General features: G+C 58.0%; 17 protein-coding genes and 1 tRNA gene. 9 read left to right on the forward strand and 9 right to left on the reverse strand.

Features of this window, described 5'->3' with window-relative positions:
* Position 1 precedes the first annotated feature (1 nt).
* From BI292_RS00305 to ychF, 5 genes are all read left to right on the forward strand, one after another.
* A tRNA-Gln gene (locus tag BI292_RS00305) sits at positions 2 to 76 on the forward strand.
* A 46-nt stretch (positions 77 to 122) separates the two neighbouring features.
* Positions 123 to 1,064 carry a ribose-phosphate pyrophosphokinase gene (locus tag BI292_RS00310; protein WP_003208392.1) on the forward strand — a complete coding sequence of 314 codons (942 nt, stop codon included), beginning with the start codon at positions 123 to 125 and terminating at the stop codon, positions 1,062 to 1,064.
* Positions 1,065 to 1,205: 141 nt separating this feature from the next.
* Positions 1,206 to 1,817 carry a 50S ribosomal protein L25/general stress protein Ctc gene (locus tag BI292_RS00315; RefSeq protein ID WP_092278055.1) on the forward strand — a complete coding sequence of 204 codons (612 nt, stop codon included), beginning with the start codon at positions 1,206 to 1,208 and terminating at the stop codon, positions 1,815 to 1,817.
* Between the two features lie 169 nt (positions 1,818 to 1,986).
* Positions 1,987 to 2,571 carry an aminoacyl-tRNA hydrolase gene (gene pth / locus BI292_RS00320; protein WP_092278053.1) on the forward strand — a complete coding sequence of 195 codons (585 nt, stop codon included), beginning with the start codon at positions 1,987 to 1,989 and terminating at the stop codon, positions 2,569 to 2,571.
* Positions 2,572 to 2,593: 22 nt separating this feature from the next.
* On the forward strand, positions 2,594 to 3,694 hold the full coding sequence (ychF, locus tag BI292_RS00325) for a redox-regulated ATPase YchF (protein ID WP_092278051.1): 1,101 nt from the start codon (positions 2,594 to 2,596) through the stop codon (positions 3,692 to 3,694).
* A gap of 119 nt (positions 3,695 to 3,813) precedes the next feature.
* On the opposite strand, the gene BI292_RS00330 is transcribed toward ychF, so the two are convergent.
* From BI292_RS00330 to BI292_RS00350, 5 genes are read right to left on the reverse strand one after another with little or no spacing between them, the layout of a single operon-like run.
* Entirely contained in the window at positions 3,814 to 4,050 is a 237-nt protein-coding gene (locus tag BI292_RS00330; protein WP_092278049.1) for a Rieske 2Fe-2S domain-containing protein, read from the reverse strand.
* Positions 4,034 to 4,891 carry an iron-containing redox enzyme family protein gene (locus tag BI292_RS00335; RefSeq protein ID WP_092278047.1) on the reverse strand — a complete coding sequence of 286 codons (858 nt, stop codon included), beginning with the start codon at positions 4,889 to 4,891 and terminating at the stop codon, positions 4,034 to 4,036. Before BI292_RS00335 ends, BI292_RS00330 begins: the two co-directional genes overlap by 17 nt.
* Positions 4,891 to 5,691 (reverse strand): dihydrodipicolinate synthase family protein, encoded by an 801-nt coding sequence (locus BI292_RS00340; protein ID WP_101206508.1) that lies wholly within the window; start codon positions 5,689 to 5,691, stop codon positions 4,891 to 4,893. The genes BI292_RS00335 and BI292_RS00340 overlap by 1 nt, the downstream gene beginning before the upstream one ends.
* A complete protein-coding gene (locus tag BI292_RS00345) occupies positions 5,681 to 6,199 on the reverse strand; it encodes a DUF6190 family protein (protein WP_101206510.1) in 519 nt (172 codons plus the stop codon). Before BI292_RS00345 ends, BI292_RS00340 begins: the two co-directional genes overlap by 11 nt.
* Positions 6,192 to 7,370, reverse strand: coding sequence for a pyridoxal phosphate-dependent aminotransferase (locus BI292_RS00350; protein WP_101206511.1), 1,179 nt, complete (start codon positions 7,368 to 7,370; stop codon positions 6,192 to 6,194). The genes BI292_RS00345 and BI292_RS00350 overlap by 8 nt, the downstream gene beginning before the upstream one ends.
* A 252-nt stretch (positions 7,371 to 7,622) precedes the next feature.
* On the opposite strand from BI292_RS00350, the gene BI292_RS00355 reads away from it, so the two are divergent.
* The gene (locus BI292_RS00355; protein WP_101206512.1) at positions 7,623 to 8,270 is read left to right on the forward strand and encodes an acyl-homoserine-lactone synthase; all 648 of its coding nucleotides are present in this window, start codon (positions 7,623 to 7,625) and stop codon (positions 8,268 to 8,270) included.
* A 12-nt stretch (positions 8,271 to 8,282) separates the two neighbouring features.
* Here the strand turns inward: BI292_RS00355 and BI292_RS00360 are convergent, their stop codons facing one another.
* Positions 8,283 to 9,011, reverse strand: a complete 729-nt coding sequence (locus BI292_RS00360; RefSeq protein WP_256592592.1) for a LuxR family transcriptional regulator — start codon at positions 9,009 to 9,011, stop codon at positions 8,283 to 8,285.
* Between the two features lie 301 nt (positions 9,012 to 9,312).
* Positions 9,313 to 9,951: a glutathione S-transferase family protein gene (locus BI292_RS00365; protein WP_092278035.1), complete on the reverse strand. Its 639-nt coding sequence runs from the start codon at positions 9,949 to 9,951 to the stop codon at positions 9,313 to 9,315.
* Positions 9,952 to 10,056: 105 nt separating this feature from the next.
* Between BI292_RS00365 and BI292_RS00370 the strand changes: the two genes are divergently transcribed.
* Positions 10,057 to 11,187 carry a pyruvate dehydrogenase gene (locus BI292_RS00370; RefSeq protein ID WP_101206516.1) on the forward strand — a complete coding sequence of 377 codons (1,131 nt, stop codon included), beginning with the start codon at positions 10,057 to 10,059 and terminating at the stop codon, positions 11,185 to 11,187.
* Positions 11,188 to 11,196: 9 nt separating this feature from the next.
* On the opposite strand, the gene BI292_RS00375 is transcribed toward BI292_RS00370, so the two are convergent.
* The gene (locus tag BI292_RS00375; RefSeq protein WP_092278031.1) at positions 11,197 to 11,649 is read right to left on the reverse strand and encodes a MarR family winged helix-turn-helix transcriptional regulator; all 453 of its coding nucleotides are present in this window, start codon (positions 11,647 to 11,649) and stop codon (positions 11,197 to 11,199) included.
* A gap of 172 nt (positions 11,650 to 11,821) precedes the next feature.
* On the opposite strand from BI292_RS00375, the gene aceE reads away from it, so the two are divergent.
* Entirely contained in the window at positions 11,822 to 14,491 is a 2,670-nt protein-coding gene (gene aceE, locus BI292_RS00380) for a pyruvate dehydrogenase (acetyl-transferring), homodimeric type (RefSeq protein WP_101206517.1), read from the forward strand.
* A 169-nt stretch (positions 14,492 to 14,660) separates the two neighbouring features.
* On the opposite strand, the gene BI292_RS00390 is transcribed toward aceE, so the two are convergent.
* Positions 14,661 to 15,878, reverse strand: coding sequence for an MFS transporter (locus tag BI292_RS00390; RefSeq protein WP_101206521.1), 1,218 nt, complete (start codon positions 15,876 to 15,878; stop codon positions 14,661 to 14,663).
* Between the two features lie 333 nt (positions 15,879 to 16,211).
* Between BI292_RS00390 and BI292_RS00395 the strand changes: the two genes are divergently transcribed.
* Entirely contained in the window at positions 16,212 to 18,269 is a 2,058-nt protein-coding gene (locus BI292_RS00395) for a methyl-accepting chemotaxis protein (protein ID WP_101206523.1), read from the forward strand.
* Position 18,270: the final 1 nt, after the last annotated feature.

Below are 18,270 nucleotides of genomic sequence, written 5' to 3' on the forward strand. Positions count from 1 at the left end.
CAGGGGCGTCGCCAAGCGGTAAGGCAGCAGGTTTTGATCCTGCCATGCGTTGGTTCGAATCCAGCCGCCCCTGCCATTTTCCTATACTCATCCAGGTTACCCTCAGCCTTCAGGTACTGCGCGTGTCCAAGATGATGGTCTTTACGGGGAACGCTAACCCCGATCTGGCTCGGCGTGTTGTACGTCAGCTGCATATCCCTCTCGGTGACATCTCTGTCGGCAAGTTTTCCGACGGCGAAATTACTGCCGAGATCAATGAAAACGTCCGCGGTAAAGATGTCTTCATTATTCAGCCGACTTGCGCTCCGACCAACGATAACCTGATGGAACTGGTAGTGATGGCTGACGCCTTCCGCCGCTCCTCGGCTACTCGTATCACTGCTGTTATTCCTTACTTTGGTTATGCCCGTCAGGATCGCCGTCCGCGTTCCGCACGTGTGGCTATCAGCGCGAAAGTCGTCGCTGACATGCTTACCGTAGTCGGCATCGATCGTGTGCTCACGGTTGATTTGCATGCTGACCAAATCCAGGGTTTCTTCGATATTCCGGTAGATAACATCTACGGCTCCCCGGTATTGGTGGATGACATTGAAGATCAGCGCTTCGAAAACCTGATGATCGTCTCTCCGGACATTGGTGGCGTCGTGCGTGCACGTGCCGTTGCCAAATCCCTGGGCGTGGATCTCGGGATCATCGACAAACGCCGTGAGAAAGCCAATCACTCTGAAGTGATGCATATCATCGGTGATGTCGAAGGGCGTACCTGTATTCTGGTCGATGACATGGTCGATACCGCCGGCACTCTGTGCCACGCGGCCAAGGCCCTGAAAGAGCATGGCGCTGCCAAGGTTTTCGCTTACTGCACGCACCCTGTGCTGTCCGGTCGGGCGATCGAAAACATCGAAAATTCCATGCTGGACGAACTGGTGGTGACTAACACCATCCCGTTGTCCGCTGCTGCTCAAGCCTGCTCGCGTATCCGTCAACTGGATATCGCGCCGGTAGTTGCCGAGGCGGTTCGCCGCATCAGCAATGAAGAATCGATCAGCGCGATGTTCCGTTAAGGGCCCTGCCCTTCTCGAATGTCTCGTTGACGAAAAGCGCCCCGCCCCGGCATTCCTGTCGGGGCGGGGCTTTTTTGCCCATATCGCCTTTAGCGCTGGTCGCAACCGCTGGGGCGAATGTGGTTATTTTGGAGATACAACATGAACGATTTTACTCTGAATGCTGAAGTGCGTTCCGACCTGGGGAAAGGTGCGAGCCGCCGCCTGCGTCGTCTCGCAAGCCTGGTACCTGCTGTAGTTTACGGTGGCGAAAAAGCCCCTGAATCCATCAGCATGCTGGCTAAAGAAGTTGCCAAACTGCTCGAAAACGACGCGGCTTACAGCCACATCATCGAGCTGAACATCGGCGGCAAAAAGCAGAACGTCATCATCAAGGCTCTGCAGCGTCACCCGGCTAAAGGCCACGTACTGCACGCTGACTTCGTACGCGTTGTAGCTGGTCAGAAGCTGACCGCTATCGTGCCTGTACACTTCATCGGCGAAGAAGCTCCGATCAAGAAAGGCGGCGAAGTTTCGCACGTGACTTCGGAAATCGAAGTTAGCTGCCTGCCGAAGGACCTGCCTGAGTTCATCGAAGTCGACCTGTCCAAGGCCGAAATCGGCGACATCATCCACATGTCCGACCTCAAAGCCCCTAAAGGCGTTGAGTTTGTTGCTCTGGCACACGGTGACGACAAGGCAGTAGCCAACGTTCACGCTCCACGTGTTGCTCCAGAAGAAGACGAAGCAGCAGAAGAAGGCGCAGCAGAGTAATTTCACTCTGTTCGCCGGAGTGACCGGTAACATCGCGGACTAGTACGTAGCGAGAAAGCGGGCGAAAACGCGGAGTTTACATAATGGTAAATGAGCACTTGTCGTCCACTTTCGCCGCACTCCCTGATTGCGGCGATGTTATCCACCACTCCAAGGAAGGGCCCCTATCGTGACTGCCATAAAACTGATCGTTGGCCTGGGAAATCCAGGCGCTGAATACGAACAGACCCGGCATAACGCAGGGGCCCTTTTTGTTGAGCGCATCGCGAACGCGCAAGGCGTAAACCTTGTGGCGGATCGTAAATATTTCGGCCTGACCGGGCGCTACTCGCATCAGGGTCAGGATGTTCGTCTGCTGATTCCCACCACGTACATGAACCGCAGCGGCCAGGCCGTCGCGGCACTCGCTAATTTCTTCCGCATTACGCCTGAAGAAATCCTCGTGGCGCATGACGAACTCGACTTGCCTCCGGGCGTTGCCAAGCTCAAGCAGGGCGGCGGCCATGGCGGTCACAACGGGTTGCGCGACATCATTGCGCAACTGGGCAATCAGAATACCTTTCACCGCTTGCGGCTTGGCATTGGCCACCCGGGCGTTGCCAGTATGGTTTCAAATTTCGTCCTGGGTCGTGCGCCACGCGCCGAACAGGAAAAACTCGATGCCAGCATCGACTTTGCCCTCGGCGTGCTGCCGGATATCCTCGCCGGGGAATGGAACCGCGCGATGAAAAACCTGCACAGCCAGAAGGCCTGACTCTAATCCGAGGGGATACACCATGGGATTCAATTGCGGCATCGTCGGCCTGCCTAACGTCGGCAAGTCCACCCTGTTCAACGCCCTGACCAAATCCGGGATCGCGGCCGAGAACTTCCCCTTCTGCACCATCGAGCCGAACACCGGGATCGTGCCGATGCCGGATGCGCGTCTGGAAGCCTTGGCAGCCATCGTCAATCCTAAGCGCATCCTGCCGACCACCATGGAATTCGTCGACATCGCCGGCCTCGTTGCTGGCGCCTCGAAAGGTGAAGGCCTGGGCAACAAGTTCCTCGCCAACATCCGCGAAACCGATGCCATCGCCCACGTGGTCCGCTGCTTCGAAGACGAGAACGTGATTCACGTCTCCAACAGCGTCGACCCGAAACGCGACATCGAAATCATCGACCTGGAATTGATCTTCGCCGACCTCGACAGCTGCGAGAAGCAACTGCAGAAAGTCGCGCGCAACGCCAAGGGTGGTGACAAGGACGCCGTAGTCCAGAAAGCCCTGCTCGAGCAACTGATCGCGCACTTCACCCTCGGCAAACCAGCGCGCACGCTGATGAAAACCATGGGCGCCGACGACAAAGCGGTGATTCGTGGTTTCCACCTGCTGACCACCAAGCCGGTCATGTACATCGCCAACGTCGCTGAAGACGGTTTCGAGAACAACCCGCTGCTGGACATCGTCAAAGCCATCGCCGAAGAAGAAGGCGCCATGGTGGTTCCGGTCTGCAACAAGATCGAAGCCGAAATCGCCGAACTGGAAGACGGCGAAGAGAAAGACATGTTCCTCGAAGCCCTGGGCCTCGAAGAACCTGGCCTGAACCGCGTGATCCGCGCCGGCTACGAGATGCTGCACTTGCAGACCTACTTCACCGCCGGCGTCGAAGAAGTCCGCGCCTGGACCGTCCGCGTCGGTGCCACCGCACCACAAGCCGCTGGCGTGATCCACACCGACTTCGAAAAAGGCTTCATCCGCGCTGAAGTCATCGCCTACGACGACTTCATCCAGTACAAGGGCGAAGCCGGTGCCAAAGAAGCAGGCAAATGGCGTCTGGAAGGCAAGGATTACATCGTCAAGGACGGCGACGTGATGCACTTCCGCTTCAACGTTTAAAGCAGGCCGTGGCTTTCCACGAATCGCGATAAACCAAAAAAATCCCCGTGATCATTAATTGATACGGGGATTTTTTATGGGCGCAGATAAGTGCCGTCAAGCAGCCGCAATGAAGAGCCTTAAGCCATGCGCTTCACATCGAGACGGCCGCACGGCGGGCCGCTTAGTTGCTCACCGGTTTCCAGACTGAACACCGAGAAGTGCAACGGGCAGGTAATGCTTTTGCGCTGCTCATTGATCGTGCCGTGGACTAACCAGCCATCCCGGTGCGGACAGGCGTGCGGCACTTGGTATTGCTGATTGTCGACGGTGACGGTGAAAGTGCCGGAATGATCAAATTCAGAAGGCTCGTTCAATCATCCGCTCCTTATCGAAGTGCTTTTGACGTTGCGCCTTTGCCACGGCGGCATCAAATGCAGCGTTAGTGATATCGCGCCCCATACAAATGCCGTTCCAGGCTTTTACCGGATCCAGATCACCGGTGACGTCCATCGCTTTGAGCAAGCGCTGGCCTTCTATCGCGTGGAATACATCGATGTGTACGTGCTCCGAATAATAGGTGTGCGCCTTGATCTGCAATCGCTCGCAAATCGCGGTGTAACACTCGAAGAAGAACGGCACGACAGTCTCGAAGTACGTAATCACCCCGGCGAAGTACGACGGATCATCGGCGCGCATCGCCAACCAGCAAAACATGTTGGGAAACGAATAACCCGCCGAGGAGTTGGCGTCGATGTAAAACTCCAGGTCGACCGGCATTTCCAGTTCTTTGAGCAAGTCGACATACAGCGTGGTGTGCGAGCGCTTGAGATTGCCGGAGCCGAACTCGTCGATCATCATCCGCAACACCGGCATTTGCGCCGCCAGGCTAAGTCGCGGCATCAAGTGATAAAACACCTGCGCCTCGGTCAGACCGTCCAGAGCAAACTCCTGAACGAGAATCTTGAACTCGTCCCGCGTCATCTGCTCAGCCACATACACTGCGCTCGGCGGAACTTCGCTGCGATCTTCTTCAACCAACGCGGCCAGACGTTGACGTAATCCGGCGAGATCGGTTGGTGCATCCGCCGTGCGCGTCTTTTCGATAGTGGAATAGATCCAGTCATGTTCAAACGCAGCAATACGGCTATTCAACGGCTCAAGTTTCTTGATGCAGGCGCGATTGGCCAGGAACAGTTCTTTCTGCAGATCGCTCATTATGCCGACCCCTTTTCTGCGAACACTTTGTCTGAGCTGATCACACCTCGGGCCTTGAGTTCTTTCTTGACCTGGGCGTACCAGTCATCGGCGCCCAAGTCGAAATAGCCGTTGAGTGTCTCGATCATTTCGCCCACCGGCTGTTGCCGCGCACTGATCGCCAACCGGCACAGCGCCGGCTCCAGATTGGCCAACGAAACAACATTGCCGTCAGACTCCAAATCCCGCGCCAGGAGCATTTCCCAACCAATGAAGTAATCCAGACCTTCAGCGCGCAACCGCTCGATTTCTCTTTGCGTGCGCGGCTCGGAAGGCGAATCCTTGATCCCGATCACCCGCGGCAGTTCGCCAATGGCAAGTAAGGTCTCGAAGGTTTTTTCATTACCGGACAGCGCTGACTCGTTGTAGATGTAGAGGTCGAGCGAAGTCGAATCGTGAACTTCACGATAGTGCTCGATGATCTGCTCCTGGGTCGTGCCCGGCGCAAACGGCGAGGTAAACATGATGGCGTGCGCCCCCGCCTCTTGCGCCAACAGTGCGTATTCAAGAACTTCGGCGGTAGTGGCGCGCTCGATTCCGGCGATCACCGTTTTGTCCTGCGCATGCGCCAGCGTAAGTTCGAGCATGCGCAACCAGTCACGCCGCTCCAGTCGCCAGCCTTCACCGGAAGTCAGGCACGGAATGTAGCCGTCCACGTACGGATGTGAACACTGCAACAACTGGCGCACGCTCGACTCACAGATGCGCGAGTGCTCATCCAGTGGCGTGATAAGCGGAACGAAAATACTCTTAGCTGACATTTCGGAAGTCCTCTTGCTCGATCAGCATGTCCCGAGATTGCTCGAAGAGTGCCTGCAACGAGGGTGGGAACGCCGCGCCGGAAGTCCATAGCGGGAAAGACTGCAGGAATGGCTTCAGCGCAGTCAGTTGATGCAACGCCTGGTCGTGGGTATACAGCGGCTGGCGATGTTCGACGACTTGCGCGGCGAGCAGTTTTTGCTCGACGTTCAAATGCGCCCAATCCGCCTCCAGGCAGGCGCGGCGCAGCACCTTATTGCAGTAACCCTGACGCTGGATGTTCATTTCCGTGTGCAGAACATCCATGAACGGGTAATACAGATCCTGCAACTCGCGGCTCTTTTTCCAGATGATCGCATCACAGATACCTATCTGGCCGAAGCTCATCAGCGCCTGGCCTTGGTAAAACTGCTTGAAGAAACCCAGTGATTTCGCACGAATGTCTGGATCGCTGTGATGCATGCCCATGAACACCGTGGCATCGATAATCGGCACGCCGGCCTCACTCATGATAATTCTCCAGCGCTACAGCAATGGTCTCGACTGCCAACTTGAACTCTTCGGGTTTGCGCGCCAGCGCCAGGCGAATGTACTTCTGCCCGGTCTGCGGTTTGCTCCAGAAGAAGTACTTGCCGGGCAGGACGTAGACGTCGTAGTTCATCAGATAGGCTTGCAGATCATCGGCCGATACACCGTCACGCAGGATTTCAAACCACGCCACGCTGGTCTCGATCATGGGCGTCAGGTACTTGAGAAAGTTGCCGTGCAGGTGCTTTTGCGCAGCCTCGCGATTGATATCGAGGACCGAGCGCACAGACTCGAAGTCGTCGTCGCTGCTGTCGTTGATGTACTGCGTCACGACATTGAGGATGAACGGCGACACATTCAGCAGGACGCTGGTGACGATGCTGTAAATGTCCGCGTTAAGCGCGCGGCTGGACATGATCGTGGCGCACTTGGTGTCTTGCAGCGGCCAGGTTTTACCGGTGTCTTCCATGATGATGTATTGGGTGCCGATCTCATCGAGAATGGCATACGCGTCAACGCGGTTACCGCCCGCAGTCTTGATGAACGCGGCAAAGCAGAAATCCAGAATCAGCAACTTGCCATGGTCCCGGCAGTAACGCGCTACTTCCATGAACGTCTGCGCGCCATTGGCGAACATGCTCGAACCGGTCGGGTTGTTGGGATCAACGAGGAATATCGCATCGACCTTCGCCGCCGCCGTTTGCAGGTTGGCATAGACATCGCGGGGTGACTGAAAGAGCGATTCGTCCAGTGGCGACAACGGCACTTCCATGTGCTTGAGCAAGTCGTGCAGGTTATCGAAACACGGTTCGATCAGGCCGACGCTCATGTCGCGCTTGCGCAAGTAAGTCGCGGTGATGTGCATGGCCACCGACGCGGCGTACACCAGGTAAATCTCGTCATGGCGCTTGAGCGCATGTTCCTGGCCGTGAAAGGTAAAGAAGGCCTTGATGAATTCCTGCTCGCTCTTGTACTGAGTCTGCCCCTGAGCGCGATACCACAACTCAGGCAGGCTATCGACGATCTTTTGTTGGGTGAGGCTCTGATCCTGGTGCGTATGGGCATCTGCAAGATTGAACCGGGTCTTCAAGGCGGATATTTCGTGTTGCGTGATGTCTTCTTTGGTTTTCAGACGCGTGCTCACGACACTCATATTGTTATTCCTGTAAGAGTTGAATGACCAGCCGTTGGATATCGCCCGCCTATACTTGACGCTGCCAATACAACCGACAACTGTACCTTGGTGCGAATCAACAACGATTGAGCATTTAACCGAGCAACTGACCAATGAACCTTGGTAACTGTATCTAGGTACAGTTGATTTTCCCGGCACTTCACTTCATCCTCCCCGCGCGCGGGATAAAATCGCGACCGCCTTTTCTTCCAGGGATGGACAATAACAATTATGAATAAAGTAAGTTTTTATAACGTCGAGCACTCGCAAGCTTCCCCGGAGTTATTGGGAAACTTGTATGGATTAAGAAAAGAAGTATTCGCCGACCGGCTTAACTGGCGAGTCAATATTTGCGGCGGGCATGAAGTCGATGAATACGATAATGCGCATTCGACTTATCTTGTCGGCACCTGCTCAGGCGTTTCACTCGCCAGCCTGCGCCTGATCAACACCGTTTACCCGTATATGGTCGAAGGCCCGTTCCGCAGTTTCTTCGGGCACACCTTGCCGAAGAATTGCCGGATCGCCGAGTCCAGCCGATTTTTCGTCGACAAGACGCGCTCCCGTGCATTGGGACTGGGGCAACTGGGCCTGACTGAAATGCTCTTGCTGGCGATGCACACCTACGCCGCCCGCGCCGGTCTGGAATCGATCATCACGGTGGTCAGCCAGGCCATGTCGCGCATCGTGCGCAAGGCCGGCTGGCACTACGAAATTCTCGACAGCGGCGAAGCCTCGCCGGGTGAGAAGGTGCTGCTGCTGAACATGCCGGTTTCGCGCGAAAACGATCAACGCCTCGTCGAGGCGATCGAAGCGAAGAATGGCCAGCCGCTGAGCGCGGTGGTGGACATCAATTGCCAGCCACCGGCGCCCAGGTAATCGGCCTGCCGGTCAGACCAGGCCCAGGCTGACGGCCTTGTAGACTGCCTGCTTGGCGTTGCGCACCTGAAGTTTGTGGACCACGTTGGACATATGAAACTTCACGGTGCGCACGGAAATCGCGTGCATCGCTGCGATCTCTCGATAAGCCTTGCCCATCACCACCCACTTGAGTACGCCCATTTCCCGGTCCGACAGGCTGGTATCCGCCGACGCGGGAAACAGCTCGTTCGGCGCAAAAGTGGCGGTCAGGCTGTTGTGAAACTGGATCAGGGTCATCTGGATTTCCGCCGCGCGCTGCTTCATGACTTGCTCGAAATCGACGCGGCGCTCGGTGTTGCAAATGCTCAGCGCGGCGAACAACCCGTTGGAGTCATGCAGGTTGAAGGTGTAGCCCATCGAGATCTGGTACTTCTGCGACAAGGCGAATACATCATCGCTCTGGGCTGACTCCTTGGCGTCGAGCGCTTCTCGCCAGGAGAACGGAGCCACGCATTTCAACCCGTGATTGATCACCGGGTCGATCAAATGATAGTTGGCAGCTCTATAAGCCCTGAGCCAACGCTCAGGGTAGTTGGAAATGATTCGCGGTTTGACGTCCAGGCCTTTATGCGTAACAAAATACGCATAGTGACAACCATTGAGAGACTGCAAGTGCTTTTCAAAGGCACAACGCAATTGGTAATCCGGCTCAGACTCGTGCTTGGCCATAACGTCGCAATTTAATAATCGAGTACTCATCAGAAATCCTGTTTTCTTATAGTATTCAGATTCTTGAATCCCCGTTTGGCATCGATTATGTTTCGATATCCAACCCAAGAGTCCTTCTTGTAGTAAAGATAAATGATCACTACCTAATTGCGTTCGAGCGGGATTGCCGCAATAGCATGGTTGCACACTGAACGTATTAACTTCGGGCTGATCATTAATCGAATAAAAGCATACGCTAATTGATTGTGTAAATACTTCAAATAACAGAGCCGCCTTTTCCCGACGGGATAACGCGGCTCTCGGACATCAGGCTCGTGTTGAATGAAGGACGTTAACTTGCGCGCGTTTCCCGCGAGTCAGCCAGCCCGGCCTGCACGGCCGGTCGCGACTCGATGGCCTGCAACCAGCGGTTGACGTGGCTGAAGGATGAGATATCCAGCGCGAGCTCTTCGTGGGTGCGCAACCAGGGGAACGCTGCGATGTCGGCAATCGAATAGTTGTCCGAGGCCAGATAGGTGCTTTTCGCCAATTGCTTGTCGACCACGCCATAGATGCGCAACGCCTCGTTGCGATAGCGCGTGATCGCCTGCTCATTCGCCGATGTAGTGCCGTGTAAAAACCACCACAACTGGCCCAGCATCGGGCCAATGGCGCCGACCTGAAAGTACAGCCATTGCTGCACGACAAGCTGCTCTGCGGCGGATTTTGGCTGCAAGCAATCGAACTTCTGCGACAGATAACCAAGGATGGCCGCCGATTCAAAAACCGACACTCCGGCTTCATGATCAACGATTGCCGGGATTTTGCCGTTTGGGTTGATCTGCAAGTATTCCGGCGAATGCTGGCGCCCTTCGGACAGATTGAATTTCACCTGTTCGCAGTCGATGCCGGCCTCTTTGAGGAAAATGCTGATCTTCTGCCCATTGGGCGTATCGGCGGTGTAGAGCGTGAGCGGGTAAGACGTATTCATCGGACAAAACTCCGTTTGGCGGCGTTGAATGTCATTGCATTTGCAATCATATTGAGGCGTGCAGTATGGTGCAAGGACGACGGAACGCACGGAGCGAGTTGAAATATGATCGGTTTTTCCAGCTTCAACACCACCCGCGAGACCGGCCTGGCAGCCCAGGCCTGCATCGAAAAAATCCAGGCCCTCGCCGATCAATCCCACGCGCAATGCGCTTCGCCGCTCTACACCATGATCGATATCGCCGACCGTCTGGAACGCGATCCACAGACCTCAAAAAACGTCTGGGTGGTGCGATCCAACCAGCCACCGGGCGTCGAAAGCAGCCCTGACCACACCCACACCCGCATCAGCGCCTGGCCGCTGCGCTTCAGCCCGCAAGCCTGCGCCAGCGAAAAACCCTTGTTGTACCTCACCAGCTCCGCGACCTCAGCCGAACTGTGCGCGTTATCGAGCGAAGCGGCGCAACGCGGGATTGTCTGCAATGACATCGAAACACTGTCCAGCGCCTGGCCCAAAGGCGCGCACCCGTGGGTGCCGCTGTGGCTCGCGGCCAACCCGCAATGTCTGCCGTTCGATCCGGCCAGCGGCGCCGAGGCCCGGGCGATTGCGATTGCCGCGTTGCAGAGTTTGTATGTCGAGGGCAGCGACGGGTTTTATTACATGGCGCTGCACGATGAGCCCAACGATTTCACCGGGCCGATGAGCAACCACAGCGCACACCAGGCCTTCAAAGGCATGTACAAAATCAGCGAAACCGTGGGCAACGCCGAGCAGCCGAAAGTCCGCCTGCTTGGCGCCGGACTGGCCTTGCGTTCAGTGATTTCTGCCGCGCAGATGCTGCGCGAGGATTGGGGCGTGGCCAGCGAATTGTGGAGTTGCCCCAGCTACACGCGCCTGGCGCGGGATGCCGATCGCGCGCAACGCTGGAGTCGCGTGCATCCGGACGTGCCCCGGCGCTCTTCGCACCTGCGCGAATGCCTGAACGCCGGAAATTCCCCAGTGATCGCGGTGACCGGTTATGCGCAGCACGTGGTCGATCAGATCGGCGCGCACATTAACGCGCGTTTCGTTGCACTCGGCGCCGACTCGACCGCCTCAATGCCAGCCGAACCGACCCCGGGCCAGACCGTGGATAAACGCTGGATTGTCACCCTGGCCCTGCGCGCCCTGGCCGAGGACGACAAAGTCCCGCAGGTGTATGTCGAGCAAGCAATGCAGCGTTATCAATTGCAATGAACCCAGCGCTTACGCCGGTTTGGAACTGTTGCGCGCGGCCGTCGCTGCGCGCTCCAGCGCATCACTGAAAAAGCGTTGTTGCTGTTCATCGAATTGCGCCAGAAACAACTCATCGACCGCGCCTTCGTAGATCAGCCACATCTTCTTGCGCAGCACTTTGCCGCTTTCGGTGATCGCGGCATACGCGCCACGCCCGTCGTCGCTGGCACGGCTGCGCTCGACCAGGCCTTCGGCCTCCAGACGATCGATCAGACGAGTGAGGTTGTAGCGTTCGATGGCCATGACATCGGCCAGTTCATTCATGCGTCGCGTGCCATTGGGGCCGCTTTCCAGCCCCCACAGCGCGTCGTACCAAGCGTAGGCCGGGAGCCCGGCGGCGGCCAGACGACGTTCGATTTCGCGGATCAGACAGCGATGCGCCCTGACGAATCTGAACCAGGTATCCGGCTCGCTTGAAGACATGCTGCACCCTTCCAATGAAATCGATTTAGTTGCAATTGTAACGCGCAGCACGATAAATTCCGCAACTGGTTGCAATTGCAACTACACGCATTCCAAGGGATTGGCGCCTGACAATCCCCTTCGCCAGGTACCGATAAACCGGTGCTGCCGCTGCACTTTCAAGGAGACGACGATGGCACAACAATCAATGTTTCGCGACGAGGATCCACAAGAAACTCGCGAATGGCTCGAATCCATCGAATCGGTTCTGAGCGTCGAAGGCCGCCCTCGAGCCCATTACCTGATCGACCAGTTGTTGGACTTCGATGTCGCCCAACACGGCGATTTCTACGGGCGCGTGACCACGCCCTACGTCAACACCGTGGCAGTGGACCGCCAGCAACCCTACCCCGGTGATCTGGCAGTGGAACGGCGCATCAACGCCTACATCCGTTGGAATGCGCTGGCCATGGTGCTGCGCGCCGGCAAGCATTCGAACGTCGGCGGGCACATCGCCTCCTACGCCTCGGCCGCGGTCCTGTATGACGTCGGTTTCGAACATTTCTTCCGTGGCCGCACCGAGCAGTTCGGCGGCGACATGGTGTATATCCAGGGCCACTCCTCGCCGGGCATCTATGGCCGCGCTTACCTCGAAGGGCGTCTGAGCGAAGAACAACTGGACAACTTCCGCCGCGAGACCGACCGCGATGGCGTGTCGTCCTATCCGCACCCACGGCTGATGCCGGACTTCTGGCAATTCCCCACCGTGTCCATGGGCCTTGGGCCCATCACCGCCGCGTACCAGGCGCGCTTCATGCGCTACCTCGAAGACCGTGGCTTGAAGGAACATCAGGGACGCAAAGTCTGGGCGTTCCTCGGCGATGGCGAGATGGATCAACCGGAATCACTGGCGGCGATTTCCCTTGCCGGCCGCGAGAAACTCGACAACATCATCTTCGTCGTCAACTGCAACTTGCAGCGCCTCGACGGCCCGGTGCGCGGCAACGCCAAAGTCATTCAGGAATTCGAAAGCCTGTACCGCGCGGCTGGCTGGAACGTGATCAAAGTCATCTGGGGCGGTGGCTGGGATGCTTTGCTGGAGAAGGACAAAAGCGGCTTGCTGCGCCAACGCATGATGGAATGCGTGGACGGCGAATATCAGAACTACAAATCGCAGAACGGCGCTTACGTTCGCGAACACTTCTTCGGCAAATACCCCGAACTGCTGGAATTGGTCAGCGACCTTACCGACGACGAAATCTGGAAGCTCTCGCGCGGCGGTCACGACCCGGAAAAAGTCTACAACGCCTACGCCGCCGCCATGCGCCACACCGGCGGGCCGAGCGTCATCCTCGCGAAAACCGTCAAAGGTTTCGGTATGGGTGAAGCGGGCGAAGGACAGAACATCAATCACCAATTGAAGAAGATGGGTGAAGACGCGATCCGTGCCTTCCGCGACCGTTTCTCGCTGGAAATCACTGACGATCAATTGCCCGACATGCCTTACCTCAAGCCGGCCGAGGACAGCGTCGAAGCGCGTTATCTGCAAGCCCGGCGCGCGCAATTGGGCGGTTACATTCCTGCTCGGGTGAGTGTTTCCGAGCCGCTGCAGATCCCGCCGCTGTCGGTCATGGACACGCAACTCAAAGGCACCGGCACCCGCGAAATTTCCACCACCATGGCGTTCGTGCGCATACTCGGCACGCTGCTCAAGGACCCGAATATCGGCAAGGTGATCGTGCCGATTGTGCCGGATGAATCGCGTACTTTCGGCATGGAAAGCCTGTTCCGCCAGATCGGCATTCATTCCCACGTCGGCCAACTGTATACGCCGCAGGATGCTGGCCAACTGAGCTACTACAAAGAGGCCCGTGACGGCCAGATCATGCAGGAAGGCCTCAACGAATCCGGGGCGGTTTCTTCGTGGATCGCCGCCAGCACGTCGTACAGCAACCACGGCGTGACGATGGTGCCGTTCTACATTTTCTATTCGATGTTCGGTTTCCAGCGCATCGGCGATCTCGCCTGGGCCGCTGGCGATGCGCGCGCCAGAGGCTTCTTGCTCGGCGCAACGTCCGGCCGCACCACGCTGATGGGCGAAGGCCTGCAACACGACGATGGCCACAGCCACGTGTTGTCCTCGACCGTGCCGTGCTGCGTTTCCTACGATCCGACCTACGCCTACGAATTGGCCGTAATCATCCAGGACGGCATGCGCCGCATGTATGTCGATAACGAGGACATCTATTACTACATCACCCTGCTCAACGAAAACTACGCTCACCCGGACATGCCCGAAGGTGCCGAGGAAGGCATTCTCAAAGGCATGTATACGCTCTCGGCCAGCGCGTCGCCGAGCGAAGGCAAGCATGTGCAGTTGATGGGTTGCGGTTCGATCCTGCTCGAAGTCAACGCCGCCGCACAGTTGCTGGAAGCCGACTTCGGCGTCACCAGCGACGTGTGGAGCGTCACCAGCCTGACCGAATTGCGCCGCGAAGGTCAGGATGTCGAGCGCTGGAATCTGCTGCACCCGGCAGACACGCAACGTGTCAGCTACGTCGAAAGCTGCCTGCAGGACAAGCAAGGTCCGGTGGTGGTGGCGACGGATTACATGAAAATCTTCGCCGACCAGATTCGCCCATTCGTGCCAAAACGGCGCTTCGTCGCGTTGGGAACCGATGGTTTCGGCCAGTCGGACACGCGCGAATCGTTGCGTAAATTCTTCGAAGTTGATCGCCACTTCATCGCGGTCGCCGCGTTGAAAGCGTTGGCCGACGAAGGCACCTTGCCAAGGGAAAAAGTCGCCGAGGCGATTACGCTTTATGGCATCGATCCGGAGAAGCAAAACCCCGCCAAGGTTTGACGGCGTTCACCCGTGCAAGAAAAAGCCGCGCTTGATGCGCGGTTTTTTTCTGCCCGTGATTTCCCTGACGACCCATCCCTCGTAGGAGCGAGGCTTGCCCGCGAAGCTTTTGGCGTCAGTGAAGGCGCCTTCGCGGGCAAGCCTCGCTCCTACCGGGATCGCGGTTTCATCAGGCCTTTTTGGTACGCGGCAGGAAGATCGCCAGCACCCCGAACAGCGGCAGGAACGAGCACAGGAAGTACACGTATTCGATCCCGTGAACATCCGCCAGGTGCCCCAGCAACGCCGCGCCAATCCCGCCGAAACCAAACATCAAACCGAAGAATACCCCGGCGATCATTCCGACATTGCCCGGCACCAATTCCTGCGCGTACACCACAATCGCCGAGAACGCCGAGGCGAGGATGAAGCCAATGACCACGCTGAGGATGCTGGTCCAGAACAGATCGACGTGCGGCAGAATCAGCGTGAACGGCGCAACGCCGAGAATCGAAAACCAGATCACCGCTTTACGCCCGATCTTGTCGCCAATCGGCCCGCCGAAGAACGTCCCCGCCGCCACCGCTCCTAAAAACAGAAACAGGTGCAGTTGCGAACTGGCCACCGACAGGTCGAATTTCTCGATCAGGTAAAAGGTGAAATAACTGGTGAAACTCGCCATGTAGAAATACTTGGAGAACACCAGCAAACCGAGCACCACCAACGCGCTGATCACCCGATTTTTCGACAAGCCGTGCGTTGCAGCCTGGCCCTGCTTGAGCTTGAACAGGTTCAGGTGATTGGCGTACCAGCGGCTGATGCGATAGAGCACGAACAGCGCAAACACCGCGAACAGTCCGAACCACGCCACGTGGCCCTGGCCGAACGGAATAATGATCGCCGCCGCCAGCAAAGGACCAAACGCCGAACCGGCATTGCCGCCGACCTGAAACGTCGATTGCGCCAAACCGTAGCGGCCGCCCGAAGCCAGTCGGGCCACGCGAGAGGCTTCCGGGTGAAAGGTCGACGAACCAATGCCGATCAGCCCCGCCGCCAGCAGAATCATCGGGAAACTGCCGACCACCGACATCATCAAAATACCGATCAGCGTGCACACCGTACCGGCCGGCAGCAGCCACGGTTTCGGATGTCGATCGGTGTGATAACCGACCCACGGCTGCAGCAGCGACGCTGTCAGTTGGAACGTCAGGGTGATCAAACCGACCTGGGTAAAGGTCAGGCCATAGTTGGCTTTGAGCATCGGGTAAATCGATGGCAGCACTGACTGAATCAGGTCGTTGATCAAATGCGCCAGCGCCACCGCGCCGATGATGCGCATGACCAGCGGGCTGCTTTGCGGTGTCGCAGATGCCGGCGTAGCACCGGCTTGGACGTTGGTGAGAGCCATGAGAGTTTCCATACAGCAGATGGGTGCACGCGGGCAGGTGCGCCAATGTGCCATTTTTAAGTGCAGCAGCGCCATCCCCTTAGCGAGCTAACGACTTGCACTTTCGTCGACCAGCAGGTGATAGCGCAACGCCATGGTCTGAATCTTGCCTTGCTTCTCCGCTTCAACGCGGCCGCCTTACAAAGGCAGTCGAGAATGGGAAGTTTCGCTACAGAGCCGGCCTACAGAGCTGGCGAGGGTGAACTTTCGAGGCCTTTTAAAAGGGCACAAGTCGCGGTCGCAACGATCTCGGCGCACGCCAATGGTGCGTGGTGCTCACAGGAGTCATGGGGCATGCAGGCTTTTTTATCACCGGGGATCGGGCTGCTGGGGCGTTTTGGCTTCGCGCGCAAATTTCAATTGCTGTTTCTGCTGTTCATCCTGCCGCTGGCCGGCAGCTTGTGGATGATCGGCCTGGATTATCGGGACAAACTGCAGCTTATTTCCGGCGAACGTGCCGGCGTTCGGCAACTGCTTGCGCTGGATGCGCTGGACAACCTGCTCGCCGCGCAACGTGATCGCGCCGCTCGTTGGCGCGCCACCGAAACCAATCGTCAGCCGACCCCGGCGACCATCGCCGCGATGGGCGCGTTCGACGCCGTGCAACCCGCCGTCGCCCAAGCCACCACCGACCTGGGCAACGCGCTGAGCAATGAAGGCGCCGAAGCGCAAACGCTGGCGCGTTTTCAAGCCCTGCAAACCGCGCTGAATGGCCTCGACTCGAAAAGCCTCAGCAGCGTCGGCTGGTGGCCGGACGGTTACGATCGTTTCACCAATGCCCTGAGCGCCCTGCAAGCGTTGCGCGAACAGATCGCCATGGACAATCGCCTGACGCTGGCGCCGTGGCTGGAAACCTATTTGCTCACGCAGATCTCGACCCAGCATGCGCCGGACCTGATTGAACGCGTCGGCCGCCTCGCCGCCGTCGGCCAGGCGTCGGTGGTGTCGGGGCAATTCACTTTGCAAAGCCGTCTGCAATTGCGCGATTTGCGTGGCCGCATCGGTGACGCCCGCGAGCAACTGGTGAAAACTGCTGGCCTGCTCGAAGCGCGATTGCCGAGCGCGCTGCAAACCTGGGCCGGGCAATATCACGACAGCCTGCAACATCTGGATGCCAGCCTCAAAGTGCTCGATGACGGCGTGTTCGGCGGCAGCATCAACCTCAAACCTGAAGACTTCGAGCGCAATCTCGATTCGCTGCTCGGCGACCTCGCGTCGCTGCGTCAACAATCGCTGACGTCGCTGGATCAACGCCTGGATTACTACCACAACTCGGCGATCCGCCAATTCATCCTTGTTGCGAGCGTGCTCGGTTGCCTGCTGCTGGCGGCGCTGTATCTGTTTGTGTGTCTGCAAGCGTCGATCCGCCGCAGCGCCAGCGGCATCACCGTGCTCGCCGAAGCGCTGCGTGACGGCAATTTGAGCGTGCAAGTGCCGGTGCAGGGACGCGATGAACTGGCGGCGATCAGCACCGCGCTCAACGTAGCCGTGGTGCAACTGCGCAACAGTTTGCTCGGCGTCGATCACGAGACGCTGCAACTGAGCAACGCGGTGCGCACGCTCAACGATCATTCCAGCGGCGCCCTCGGCGAAGTCGAGGCGCAACAGATTCAGATCAGCCAGATCGCCGCCGCTGCCACGCAATTGGCCGCGACCTCGCAAGGCGTCGCCCACAGTTGCGAACAGGCGTCCGGCAGCGCGCAGCATACGCAACGCATCGCCGCCGACAGCAGCCGCGACAGCCAACGCACGACGGCAAGCATCCAGCAGCTCAATCAGCGCCTCAACGACACCGCCGCCGCGTTGGGCCGAGTCAGTGAGCAAGGGCAACAGATTCAATTGGTGGTCGACACCATTCGTGGCGTCGCCGAGCAGACCAACCTGCTGGCGCTCAACGCCGCCATCGAAGCGGCGCGCGCCGGTGAACAAGGTCGCGGCTTTGCGGTGGTCGCCGATGAAGTGCGCAGTTTGTCCCAGCGCACGCAATCGTCCACCGCGCAAATCGCCGGCACGGTCGACAGCTTGCGCAACACGGTCAACGAAGCAGTCAGTTTGATGGAAGCGGCGTGCGGCCAGGCGCAGTCCGATGCCGAAGCCGTCACCGGCCTCGGCGAACGCCTGGGCGAAATCGCCAGCGCTGTGCAAAGCGTCACCGACACCCTCGCCCAAATCGCCACCGCCGTCGAAGAACAGGCCAGCACCGCCGATGAAGTCAGCGGCAACATTCAACAAGTCGATCAGGCTGCGGTGAGATTGCTCGAAGGCGCACGCGCCGTGAACCTCGCCGCCGACACGTTGAGCCAAGGCAGCAAGGCGTTAAGCGCCAATACCGGGAGATTTCAGCTGAGTTGAG

This window comes from Pseudomonas sp. 43NM1, assembly GCF_002836905.1.
Classification (GTDB): Bacteria; Pseudomonadota; Gammaproteobacteria; order Pseudomonadales; family Pseudomonadaceae; genus Aquipseudomonas; species Aquipseudomonas prosekii.

Coding starts and splice junctions, on each gene's coding strand:
- BI292_RS00315 (WP_092278055.1), top strand. CDS start 1,206: ATGAACGATTTTACTCTGAATGCTGAAGTGCGTTCCGACCTGGGGAAA.
- ychF (WP_092278051.1), top strand. CDS start 2,594: ATGGGATTCAATTGCGGCATCGTCGGCCTGCCTAACGTCGGCAAGTCC.
- BI292_RS00335 (WP_092278047.1), bottom strand. CDS start 4,891: ATGAGCGATCTGCAGAAAGAACTGTTCCTGGCCAATCGCGCCTGCATC.
- BI292_RS00340 (WP_101206508.1), bottom strand. CDS start 5,691: ATGTCAGCTAAGAGTATTTTCGTTCCGCTTATCACGCCACTGGATGAG.
- BI292_RS00345 (WP_101206510.1), bottom strand. CDS start 6,199: ATGAGTGAGGCCGGCGTGCCGATTATCGATGCCACGGTGTTCATGGGC.
- BI292_RS00350 (WP_101206511.1), bottom strand. CDS start 7,370: ATGAGTGTCGTGAGCACGCGTCTGAAAACCAAAGAAGACATCACGCAA.
- BI292_RS00355 (WP_101206512.1), top strand. CDS start 7,623: ATGAATAAAGTAAGTTTTTATAACGTCGAGCACTCGCAAGCTTCCCCG.
- BI292_RS00360 (WP_256592592.1), bottom strand. CDS start 9,011: ATGAGTACTCGATTATTAAATTGCGACGTTATGGCCAAGCACGAGTCT.
- BI292_RS00365 (WP_092278035.1), bottom strand. CDS start 9,951: ATGAATACGTCTTACCCGCTCACGCTCTACACCGCCGATACGCCCAAT.
- BI292_RS00370 (WP_101206516.1), top strand. CDS start 10,057: ATGATCGGTTTTTCCAGCTTCAACACCACCCGCGAGACCGGCCTGGCA.
- BI292_RS00375 (WP_092278031.1), bottom strand. CDS start 11,649: ATGTCTTCAAGCGAGCCGGATACCTGGTTCAGATTCGTCAGGGCGCAT.
- aceE (WP_101206517.1), top strand. CDS start 11,822: ATGGCACAACAATCAATGTTTCGCGACGAGGATCCACAAGAAACTCGC.
- BI292_RS00390 (WP_101206521.1), bottom strand. CDS start 15,878: ATGGCTCTCACCAACGTCCAAGCCGGTGCTACGCCGGCATCTGCGACA.
- BI292_RS00395 (WP_101206523.1), top strand. CDS start 16,212: ATGCAGGCTTTTTTATCACCGGGGATCGGGCTGCTGGGGCGTTTTGGC.